Genomic DNA, 11,111 nt, shown 5'->3' with positions numbered 1-11,111 from the left:
CTTACGCCTCAGGCTTTGCCGGTACCGCTGCCGATCTGCCAGACAAAAGGCGGCTCGGTACCATTGATGCGCCAGTCACCGACAATGCGCGCCTTGTAGATCAGCGGATTGTGCGATGCCGCTGTGCGAGCATTACGCCAGTGGCGATCCAGCGCCTTGTTGACGCTGACGCCTGACGCGCCCAGCGCATTGAACAGCTCGGTGGCAGAGCGCAGCACCAGTTCCGACACAATGACCTGCGCCTTGGCCGTCTCGATTTCCGCGGCAATGTTGGCGTCTTTTTCCTGCTGTGGATTATTACCGAAGCGTGCCACATAAGCGCGTTGCAAAGGCTCGGCAGAACGCAGGGTGGCCGCTTCGGCGGCGTAGACCTGAGAGGAGATCTGCCCGACCACTTGCTGCACCTGTGAGTCCTGGCTGACGCTGCCCGCATTGCCGTGGCTGAAGATGCGCTTGCGGTCGCGCACTTCATGCGCGATGTCGCGTTCGACGGCTCGGCCAATACCTGCCAGCACCGCCAGCAGCACCAGCTGATAGAACGCCGTCTGGTATTTGAAACGCTGCTCGAACGGAATGACATGTGTGGCAGGCAGCGGCACATTGTCGTACACCGAGGTGCCACTGCCGGTGGTGCGCTGGCCAAACCCGTCCCAGTCGTCACTGTGACGAACGCCTGCGTGCCTGGCATCCACCACCGCAATCACATCGGTTCCAGTGTCGGCGCGCTGGGCGTAGACGTCGATCCAGTCGGCGAAAATGCTGCCGGTGCTGTAAAACTTGGTGCCGTTAAGCACGAAGCCATCGCCTTGAGGGCTGACTTTGGTTATCACATCGCCGATTTTCACTGCCCCTACCTCGGTCCAGCCGTTGCCGACCAGATCCCCAGCCACGAAGCGTGCAAACCATGTGTCCCGGTCGGCGCCGGGTGGTGCATTCAAGCGGTCTTCGACAAAGGCGAAATGCGCTCGCAAGGCTTGCGGAATGTTCGAGTCGGCTTCGGCCAGTTCTATCAGCAGTTGAAACAGCTGGCTGACCGAAGCACCCGCACCGCCGTATTCGACGGGTACCCGCACAGCGCCGAAACCGGCTTTCTTCAACCAGGCAATCGGTTCATAGGGCAGGGCGCGGGCTTTCTCGCGCTCGACGTTGCCAGCGCCGATCTCGCGGAAAATCGGCCGGAACCGGTTGGCCAGAGTTTCGTAATCGGTGCCCAGCGAGAGAGGGTTTGAGCCGGTTGATTGAGTCATGCGGTACTCCTGAACGCGAAGAGATCGGCACATGGGCCGGGTGGGTTCGTGCAGATCTCTGCATGCTTTATGCCTGAATATAACTATCTGATTTTTATAGATTTTATTTTAATTGGTGGATTCATCTGTTGTCCGGGCAACAGCCGCGCAACAGCTTGTCTGCAAACCGCACAGTGATAAAACTCATTCAGGCGTTGCAACCTATTGATATTAATAAGGTTGTTAGACTGGCACGCTCGCTGCTATGGCTTCATCGATTCTTTATCGACGGAAGCGCAACATGTGCGACTCATTGCCCCAGGCGCTGCTACAGCAGGCTCAAAGCCGCCCTGAACAGACGGCCTTGCGTTACAAGCAATTCGGTATCTGGCAGAAACGTAGCTGGGGCGAGCTGGCCATTGACGTCAGAAGCTTGGCTGCTGCCTTGAAGGGCGTCGGGTTCGGCCCGGCCGACAGGCTGTTCATTATCAGCGAGGCGCGAGCCGAAGCGTTGTTGTTGACGCTGGCGGCGCACTGGCTTGGGGGCAGCGTCAGCCTGCTCGACCCGGCGCTGGATAACCGCGCATGGCTGGCAGGCCAGTCCCCGGAGTTTGCAGTGGTCGACGGGCTGGAAGCGCTTCTCCAGGTGCGCGTCGCCTCACCGGGCATCGTCGTGTTGCTGGACAAGCGCGGCCTGATTGAGGCTGATGACAGCGGGGTGATCGACTATGCCCGACTGCTGAACGGATCGGCTGGCAACGTTGCCGATCCGCGCCAGAGCCAGGCTGCGGCCTTTGTTTTTCCCGCTGTCGACTGGCAGCCGGACCTGCAGTTGAGTCATGCAGTTCTGCTTTCGGACGCAAGGCAATTGGCGCAAAGGCATGCGCTTTCCAGCCAGGATCAGGCATTGGCCGCCAGAGTGTTTGCCGCCAGCGGGCAGGCGCGCTATATGTTGGCACCCTGGCTGGTTGCCGGGTTTTGCCTGAATTTTCCCGAGGCCCTTGGCACTCGCGACAACGACCGTCGCGAACTGGGGCCCACCCTGGTGCTGGGCACTCGCGAGTCCTACGCACGTCTGGAACTCTGGGTCAGGGAGCGCTTGCCGCTACCAGGCAGCATCAGCCACCGGCTTTATCAATGGGCGATGGCTCCTGCTCCGGGTGCCGTGCGGCGCTGGCTGGGTTATTGGTTGATTCGCCGCCCGCTGCTGGACGTGTTGGGCATGAGTCGGCTGGCTAAACCATTGCTGGCAGGCGATGCGCTGACGCCACAGAGCGAAGCGTTTTTTACGGCGCTGGGTATCAGGCCAATCAGGTTGGGGGCAGCGAGCCAAACCAGTCAGCCACAAGAACCGGCAGATGATATGCCGCATACGCCAGCACTACTGGGTGTGCCGTCTTGAATGCGCTGGCGCCTGTGGCGCTGTTGGAACTTGAAGATATTTCCTTATCTTTCAAAGGGGTTAAAGCTGTTACCTCAATCAGTTTCTCGGTGGCTACAGGCGAGATCTGCGCATTGATAGGCCCCAATGGTGCGGGCAAGAGTTCGCTGCTCAACGTCATCAATGGCGTGTATCAGGCGCAAAGCGGCTCCATCACTTATGCCGGCCAGACGCGCCGCCGGATGCGTCCGCACCAGGCGGCCGAGGGCGGTATAGCCCGTACTTTTCAGAATATCGCCTTGTTCAAGGGCATGAGTGTGCTGGACAACGTGTTGACCGGGCGCAATCTCAAACGGCGCAGTACCTGGCTTGAGCAGATGCTGCGCATCGGTCGGGCACCTGCCGAAGACGACGAACAACGCCGGCATGCCGAGCGGGTGATTGAGTTTCTGCGCATCCACCCGTGGCGCCATGCATTGGTGGGCAAACTTTCCTATGGCCTGCAAAAACGTGTCGAACTGGCCCGCGCCCTGGCGGCGGAACCGCGCCTGCTGTTGCTGGACGAGCCGATGGCCGGAATGAATGCCGAAGAAAAGCACGAGATGAGTCAGTTCATCCGCGATATCAATCGTGAGCTGGGCGTCACTGTGGTGCTGATCGAGCACGACATCGGTGTGGTGATGGGCCTCAGCAACCATGTGGTGGTGCTGGATTACGGTCGCAAGATCGGGGACGGCACACCCGCGCAGGTTCGCGCCAACCCTCAGGTAATCGCTGCGTATCTCGGCACGCGTCGTTCGTCTTCGGTCGGGAAACCATAAACCATGGAATTCTTCTTTGAAGTGCTGATCGGCGGGCTGTTGGCAGGTGTCATGTACTCGCTGGTGGCGATTGGGTTTGTGCTGATCTACAAGGCGTCGGGGGTGTTCAACTTCGCTCAGGGCGCGATGGTGCTGTTCGCGGCGCTGACGTTTGTCAGCCTGCTGGAGCGGGGTGTGCCATTTTTCTGGGCGTTTCTGGCAACGCTGGCCAGCATGGTGGTGCTGGCGCTGTTGATCGAAAGAATGGTTCTGCGCCCACTGGTCAATCGTCCACCGATCATTCTGTTCATGGCCACCCTTGGCCTGTCGTACATGATCGAAGGCCTGGCCCAGGCGCTGTGGGGGGCGCAGGTTCACGGCCTTGAGCTGGGCATCCCTGACGAGCCACTGGAAATTCGCGGCATGTTGCTCTCGCAGTTCGACCTGTTCGCGGCGGGCACGGCTGCGGCGCTGGTGATTGCCCTGTCGTTGCTGTTCAACCGTACTCGTATCGGTCTGTCGTTGCGTGCAGTGGCGGACGACCCATTGGCCTCGCTGGCCGTGGGTATCCGTTTGCCACGCATCTGGGCGGTGGTCTGGGCCGTGGCCGGGTTTGTCGGACTGGTGGCCGGGCTGCTCTGGGGGGCGCGGCTGGGGGTGCAGTTTTCCCTGTCACTGGTGGTGCTTAAGGCGCTGCCGGTGTTGATCATTGGCGGTTTTTCCTCGATTGGCGGCGCGATTGTCGGCGGTCTGATCATCGGCGCAGCCGAGAAGCTGGCCGAGATTTACCTGGGGCCGATCATCGGCAGCGGTATCGAAAACTGGGTGCCGTATGTGCTGGCGCTGTTGTTTCTGCTGGTTCGCCCTGCCGGCCTGTTCGGCGAGCGGGCGATAGAGCGCGTCTGACTTTCATCAAGGATCAATGCCATGCTTTATCGAGAAACCGGACAACTGGCGAGTAGCTACGCGGATGAACGCCGGGTGTTTCGTCTGCGCCAGGACCGCATCGGGCTGTGGAGCCTGTTGGTATTCGCTTTTATCGCAGTGCCGTTGCTGGGTAACGATTACTGGTTCAGCGCGATCCTGATTCCGTTTCTGGTGCTGTCGCTGGCGGGGCTGGGGCTGAACCTGTTGACCGGTTACGCAGGGCAGTTATCGCTGGGCTCGGCTGCGTTCATGGCGGTGGGTGCTTTCGCTGCTTATAACCTGCAACTGCGCGTGCCGGGCATGCCGTTGCTGCTCGGTTTCGCGCTGGGTGGGCTGGTGTCTGCGCTGGTGGCGTTGCTGTTCGGGCTGCCGAGCCTGCGGATCAAGGGCTTCTACCTGCTGGTTTCGACACTCGCCGCACAGTTTGTGGTCGAGTGGGTGTTGACCCGCTTCAGCTGGTTCACCAACGACAATGCGTCGGGCGTGATCACCTCGCCGCCACTGATCATCGCCGGGGTGAATTTCAGCTCGCCGCAAGGCCGCTACCTGTTGACGCTTGGGCTAGTAGTGCTGCTTTTCTGGCTGGCGAGAAATTTGCTGCGCGGGGAGCTGGGCCGCAACTGGATGGCCGTGCGCGATATGGACACCGCTGCTGCGGTGATCGGCATTCGCCTGTTCAAGGCCAAACTTCTGGCATTCGCCATCAGTGGTTTCTATCTGGGCGTCGCTGGCTCGCTGTGGGCGTTCGCTTATCTGGGCACGGTCGAGCCGCATGGTTTTGACCTGAACCGGTCATTCCAGATTCTGTTCATCATCATTATCGGCGGGTTGGGCAGCGTGCAAGGCAACTTCCTTGGGGCGGCGTTCATCGTGCTGTTCCCGATTCTGCTCGGCAACCTAAGCGCCTTGCTGCCGGTCGGCCTGATCGATTCCGGGCAACTGGAAAACATTCAGAAAATGCTTTTCGGCGCCTTGATCATCGCTTTTCTGATTAAGGAGCCCGAAGGGCTGGCGCGTCTCTGGCTGCGCTTTCGTCAGCGCGCACGCGTCTGGCCGCTGCGCTATTGACTGGTTACTCACCCACAAAAACCTCGTGTACCTCAAGGAATGCGCCTATGAAACACCGAAAATCCCTGTTGCGTCTGGCCCTCGGTATGGCCCTGCTGGGGTGTGGTCTGGCTACCACGGCACAGGCTGCCAACGAGCAGTATTTCCCGCTGCAGAGCTACCGGGTAGGCCCTTATGCTGCGGGCGGCACCGGGTTTTTCGGTGGTTTCATCGACTACCTGCAATACGTCAATGCCAACGGTGGGGTCAATGGCGTCAAGTTGACCTGGTCGGAGTGCGAAACCGAATACGTGGTGGAGAAGGGCGTCGAGTGCTACGAGCGTCTCAAAGGCGGGCTTAACGGTGCGCCGGCTGCGGCGACCAATCCGCTTTCCGTCGGCATCGCCTACGCCACGCTGGAGCGCTCTACTGCCGACAAACTTCCGCTGATCACCATCAACCACGGACGCACGGATTCCACAGACGGCAGTGTCTTTCCCTATGTGTTTCCGCTGCAGTTGAACCCGTACTCCGAAGTGTCGGCCATCGTCAATTACATCGGTCAGCGTGAAGGCGGCCTGGCGTCGCTCAAGGGCAAGAAAATCGCTGTGCTGTATCACGGCTCGCCGTATGGCAAGGAAACCAATGGTGTACTGGAAACCCTGGCAAAAAATTACGGCTTCGAGCTGACCACCCTTGAAGTGCCGCACCCCGGTAACGAACAGCAATCGCAATGGCTGAACATTCGTCGCCTCAAGCCCGACTGGGTGATCCTGCGTGGTTGGGGGGTGATGAATCCGGTGGCGCTGAAGTCGGCGCAGAAGGTTGGCTTTCCGGTGGATCACATCATTGGCAACATCTGGAGCAATTCCGAGGAAGACGTGATTCCCGCAGGGGCAGCCGCCAAGGGCTTCATTTCTATCACCACGCACCCCTCCGGGACCGACTTCCCGGTGCTGCAAGGCATCAAGACGGCGGTGCTCGACAAGGGCCAAGGCAACCTGGCCGACCCCAAACGTTTTGGCACCGTGTATTACAACCTGGGTGTGGTGAACGGCATCCTCAATGTCGAAGCGCTGCGCATTGCACAGGCCCGATTCGGCAATAAGCCACTGACTGGCGAGCAGGTGCGCTGGGGGTTCGAGCATTTGAACCTTGACGACGCACGCTTGCAGGCGCTGGGTGCCAAAGGGCTGGTACAGCCATTGAAGCTGTCGTGCGCTGACCACGAAGGCGGTGGTGCGGTGCGCTTTCAGCAATGGGACGGCCAGCGCTGGAACCTGATCAGCGACTGGATACAGGCTGATCGTGCCTTGTTGCGGCCTATCATCGAGGCATCGGCTGCGCAGTACGCCAAGGAAAAAGGCATTACCCCGCGCGATTGCAGCAAGGAGCAGTAAACCCGATGAGCCTGATCCCGCATGCTGCGCCCGCTGCCGAAACCATTCTGTCGGTGGAGCAGGTCGAGGTGTTCTACGAGCAATCCATCCTCGCGTTACGCGGGATCAGTCTGCAGGTTCGGCAGGGCCAGATCGTGGCTTTGCTGGGGGCCAATGGCGCGGGCAAAAGCACTACGCTCAAGGCCATTTCCAGACTGGTGCGTGCCGAGCGGGGCGAGGTGGTCAGTGGCCGGATTCACTACCAGGGCCTGCCAATCACCCATTCCGATCCTTCGGCACTGGTCAAAAACGGTCTGGCGCAGGTGCTGGAAGGTCGACACTGCTTCACCCACTTGAGTGTCGAGCAGAACCTGCTGATCGGCGCTTTTGTGTCGCGACCATCACGGGCCGAAATCAAGGCCAGGCTGGAGAGGGTCTACAGCTACTTCCCCAGGCTGCGCCTGCTGCGTAAACGGCTGACCGGCTATACCTCGGGCGGTGAACAGCAGATGGTCGCCATCGGCCGGGCATTGATGTCCCAGCCTCGTTTACTGCTGCTCGACGAGCCTTCCATGGGCCTCGCTCCGCAGGTAGTCGAGGAAATTTTTGACACGCTGGCGCGGCTCAATCGCGAGGCGGGGCTGAGCCTGCTGGTGGCCGAGCAGAATATCAATCTGACCCTGGAATACGCGCACTTCGGTTATGTGCTGGAGAACGGCCGGGTGGTGGGCTCAGGGACTGCGCAGGAACTGGCCGGGAGTGACGATATCCAGAACTTCTATCTGGGCACGGCGACCCAAGCGTGAATCCCCGCTGTTCGCCCAGCAACAGTGTTCGGACATTTTGTTCTGCGGGGCACCGCCGAGAATCTTAAATCTAATGCAAGCGACTGTTTTAAAAGAAAAATAATTTACGGCACGGGCTGTGCACTGTTCAAGGTCAAGCGTGTTGAGTGTTTTCAACCTGTCGCCAACGAGCAGGAGCCAGCCCATGAGTAACCCACTCTCAATTCCACCTGCAGCACCGCCCAGAGCACATGTCATCGCTTCCGATGCCGAAGCCATCGAAGTCGCCACAGCACTGGCCAGCCGGTTTGCCGAGGAAGCGTCGCTGCGTGATCGCGAACGCCGTCTGCCGGTCGCCGAGCTGGATGAGTTTTCCGCCAGCGGACTGTGGGCCATTACCGTGCCCAAAGCCTATGGCGGTGCAGGCGTTTCCTACGTCACTGTTGCGCAAGTGATCAAGATCATTTCTGCCGCCGACTCTTCGCTCGGGCAGATCCCGCAGAACCATCTGGGCGTGCTCGATATCCTGCTGCAGACCGGCACCGAGGAGCAGAAGCGCCACTATTTCGGCAAGGCACTGGCCGGTTACCGCTTCGGCAATGCGTTCTCCGAGTCGAAAAGCAAGAACGCCGGAGCCTTCCAGACCCGTATCCGCTTCGATGGCGAGCACGCGGTGCTGGACGGTGAAAAGTTTTACTGCACCGGCGCGCTGTTCGCGCACATCGTGCCAGTGGCGGGGGTCAACGAGAAGAATCAGGCTTTCATTGCATTCGTCGAGCGCGATAATCCGGGCCTGACCATCATCGACAACTGGGACGGCTTCGGCCAGCGCACCACCGCCAGCGGCGGGGCAACCCTGAACGCCGTCCGCGTGCCGTCGAGCGCGGTGATCCCTGCGCACCGGGCATTCGATGAGCCGACTGCCGACGGGCCGATTTCGCAGATCATTCAGGCGGCGGTGGACACCGGCATCGCGCATGGCGCATTCGAAGAAACCCTCAAGCACGCGCGGCTGGCGCGGCCCTGGATCGACAGCAAGCAGGATTTCGGCTGGCAGGACCCGTTCAGCATCGCCACCATCGGCGACTTGCAGTGGCGGCTGCATGGCACCGACGCGATTCTCGCCAAGGCCGGGCAGGCCATTGACCATGCCTTGGCCGAACCCAGTGAAGCCAGCGTCGCGCAGGCCTCGGTAATCGTCGCGCAGGCCAAGGTGCTGTCGACACAGATCGCTTTGCTCGCCAGTAGCCAGCTGTTCGAACTGGCCGGCACCCGCTCGGTGCTGGGCAAACTCAATCTGGACCGTTACTGGCGCAACGCGCGGACCCACACGCTGCATGACCCGGCGCGCTGGAAATACCACCTGATCGGCAATCAGGTGCTCAACGGCATTGCACCGCCACGCCATGCCTGGAACTGATCAAGGAGTACGCCCATGACGCATCCCGCTATTACCGCACAACTGAAGGTCGCCGCCGAAGACCTTGGTCAGGCGCGCGAAGGCTTGCAAGACACCCTCGATTACCTGCGTGAGCACGCTCAGCCGTGGCCGCTCAGTGACCTGCAACGCATTGTCGATGACCCCTATGTGATCAGCAAAGTCGGAGACCTGCAGATTCGTCTGGAGGTTGCTGCCGCGCTGCTTGAGCGCGCCCAGAGGCTGGATGGCTCGTCCGAGCAGCGCCTTGTCGCCAGCAGTGAGGCGGTCATCGCCAGTGCTGATGCATTGCAGGCGGTGGGCAATATTAAGTACGAATTGACCGGCAAACGCTCGTCATTGCCCGCCCCGACCGGTCGTGAACCGCTGCGCTGGCACTATCAGGTTATCGGCAATCAACGCCTCAATGGCGTGGTTCCGCCGCAGCTTCAGGAGTAAGTGTATGTCTCGTCAGATTCGCCTCAATGCCTTCGACATGAACTGCGTCGGCCATCAATCGCCTGGCCTCTGGGCTCATCCTCGTGATCGCTCCTGGCAGTACAAGGACCTGGAATACTGGACCGATCTGGCCAGAATTCTTGAGCGCGGCAAGTTCGATGGTTTGTTCATTGCCGATGTGCTGGGCATTTACGATGTTTATCGGGGTAACGGTGAGGCGGCCATTCGCCAGGCCACGCAGGTGCCGGTCAATGATCCGTTGCAGCTTATTCCGCCCATGGCGCTGGTGACCGAGCATCTGGGCTTCGGCCTGACAGCGTCGCTGTCGTTCGAACATCCTTATCCGTTTGCCCGACGTCTGTCGACGCTCGATCACCTGACCAAGGGCCGCGCAGGCTGGAATATCGTCACGTCGTATCTGGAGAGCGGCGCGAAGAACCTGGGGCAGAAAACCCTTACCGAGCACGATGCGCGCTATGACTATGCCGAGGAGTATCTGGAGGTTTGTTACAAACTCTGGGAAGGCAGTTGGGAGGAGGGCGCTATTCTGCGTGATCGCGAGCGTCGGGTATTCAGTGACCCCGGCAAGATCCACGAGATTCGTCATGTTGGCAAACACTTCCAGGTACCGGGTATCCACCTGTGCGAGCCGTCGCCGCAACGTACGCCGGTTCTCTATCAGGCTGGGGCTTCAAGCCGCGGCAAGCAGTTCGCCGCCGAGCACGCCGAATGCGTTTTTGTGGCCGCGCCTTCCAAGGTTCTACTGAAAAAGACCGTGGCCGATATCCGTCGCCGCACCGCCGAGGCCGGTCGTGACCCCTCCAGTGTGCTGATTTTCAACTTGCAGACGGTGATCCTTGGTGAAACGGACGCCAAGGCCAAGGCCAAGTTTGAAGAATACAAAAGCTGGGTCAGTTATGAAGGCGCGATGGCGTTGATTTCCGGCTGGACCGGCATCGACTTCAGCCAGTTCAAGCCTGATGAGCCGCTTCGGCATGTACACACCAACGCCATTCAGTCGGCAGTCGAGACCTTTTCCACTGCTGACCCGAATACGGTGTGGACGCCGCAGGCGCTGGCCGACTGGGTCGGTATCGGCGGTTTCGGCCCGCTATTTGTAGGCAGCCCGGAAACCGTGGCCGACCTGCTCCAGGAGTGGGTTGAAGAAACCGACGTGGACGGCTTCAACCTGGCCTACGCGCTGACCCATGAAACGTTCATCGATGCGGTGGACCTGCTGGTGCCGGAACTTCAGAAACGCGGCGTCTACAAGACCGAATATGCCAAAGGCACCCTGCGCGAGAAACTGTTCGGCGAAGGACCGCGCCTGGAAGCGGGGCACCCGGGCGCTGCCTTTCGCGACCTCGCTGCACTAAATCGCGCTCGCCAAACGGAGAGTGCCTAAACGTTTGACGACTGTCGTTGCCCACGTGGCGCGGCGCAAATCTGTGACGCGGAGCATCACGAACGGCACTCCCACGCTGGAGCGTGCGGAACGATAATCCCAACTATCGTGCGGCGCTCCGCGTCGCATGCAGTTCTGGACGCTCTGCGTCCGGTCTTGAGGTTGCGGCGCGGTGCAGATCTGTGACGCGTAGCGTCACGAACGGCATTCCCACGCTGGAGCGTGCGGAACGATAATCCCAACTATCGTGCGGCGCTCCGCGTCGCATGCAGTTCTGGACGCTCT

Annotated in this window: 10 protein-coding genes; 9 read left to right on the top strand and 1 reads right to left on the bottom strand. The window is 60.3% G+C overall.

Translation table 11 applies throughout. The features are described from left to right. Positions 1 to 8: 8 nt before the first annotated feature. Positions 9 to 1,247: an acyl-CoA dehydrogenase family protein gene (locus tag RYC17_RS00990; protein ID WP_054077477.1), complete on the bottom strand. Its 1,239-nt coding sequence runs from the start codon at positions 1,245 to 1,247 to the stop codon at positions 9 to 11. A gap of 280 nt (positions 1,248 to 1,527) precedes the next feature. Here RYC17_RS00990 and RYC17_RS00985 point away from each other — a divergent pair, with 280 nt between their 5' ends. The 9 genes from RYC17_RS00985 (at position 1,528) to RYC17_RS00945 (ending at position 10,826) form a co-directional block, all read left to right on the top strand. Then, positions 1,528 to 2,628, top strand: a complete 1,101-nt coding sequence (locus tag RYC17_RS00985; protein WP_316902230.1) for an AMP-binding protein — start codon at positions 1,528 to 1,530, stop codon at positions 2,626 to 2,628. A gap of 5 nt (positions 2,629 to 2,633) precedes the next feature. Further along, complete coding sequence (locus RYC17_RS00980; RefSeq protein ID WP_316902394.1) at positions 2,634 to 3,428, top strand: ABC transporter ATP-binding protein; 795 nt, start codon at positions 2,634 to 2,636, stop codon at positions 3,426 to 3,428. Positions 3,429 to 3,431: 3 nt separating this feature from the next. Further along, positions 3,432 to 4,313 carry a branched-chain amino acid ABC transporter permease gene (locus RYC17_RS00975; protein ID WP_005733105.1) on the top strand — a complete coding sequence of 294 codons (882 nt, stop codon included), beginning with the start codon at positions 3,432 to 3,434 and terminating at the stop codon, positions 4,311 to 4,313. Positions 4,314 to 4,334: 21 nt separating this feature from the next. Then, the gene (locus tag RYC17_RS00970) at positions 4,335 to 5,402 is read left to right on the top strand and encodes a branched-chain amino acid ABC transporter permease (RefSeq protein WP_004665249.1); all 1,068 of its coding nucleotides are present in this window, start codon (positions 4,335 to 4,337) and stop codon (positions 5,400 to 5,402) included. A gap of 47 nt (positions 5,403 to 5,449) precedes the next feature. Then, on the top strand, positions 5,450 to 6,781 hold the full coding sequence (locus RYC17_RS00965; protein ID WP_002553384.1) for an ABC transporter substrate-binding protein: 1,332 nt from the start codon (positions 5,450 to 5,452) through the stop codon (positions 6,779 to 6,781). Positions 6,782 to 6,786: 5 nt separating this feature from the next. Continuing rightward, on the top strand, positions 6,787 to 7,566 hold the full coding sequence (locus RYC17_RS00960) for an ABC transporter ATP-binding protein (RefSeq protein ID WP_122259977.1): 780 nt from the start codon (positions 6,787 to 6,789) through the stop codon (positions 7,564 to 7,566). A gap of 184 nt (positions 7,567 to 7,750) precedes the next feature. Then, positions 7,751 to 8,965, top strand: a complete 1,215-nt coding sequence (locus RYC17_RS00955; RefSeq protein WP_193601284.1) for an SfnB family sulfur acquisition oxidoreductase — start codon at positions 7,751 to 7,753, stop codon at positions 8,963 to 8,965. Between the two features lie 15 nt (positions 8,966 to 8,980). Further along, positions 8,981 to 9,421, top strand: a complete 441-nt coding sequence (locus RYC17_RS00950; RefSeq protein ID WP_122280765.1) for an acyl-CoA dehydrogenase family protein — start codon at positions 8,981 to 8,983, stop codon at positions 9,419 to 9,421. Positions 9,422 to 9,425: 4 nt separating this feature from the next. Next, a complete protein-coding gene (locus tag RYC17_RS00945; protein WP_004665253.1) occupies positions 9,426 to 10,826 on the top strand; it encodes an LLM class flavin-dependent oxidoreductase in 1,401 nt (466 codons plus the stop codon). The last annotated feature ends 285 nt before the right edge of the window (positions 10,827 to 11,111 follow it).

Source organism: Pseudomonas syringae group sp. J248-6 (genome assembly GCF_032586995.1).
In the GTDB taxonomy this organism is placed as follows: Bacteria; Pseudomonadota; Gammaproteobacteria; order Pseudomonadales; family Pseudomonadaceae; genus Aquipseudomonas; species Aquipseudomonas amygdali.
The sequence above is the reverse complement of the archived record's forward strand: the minus strand, read 5'-3'. Positions and strand labels throughout refer to the sequence as shown.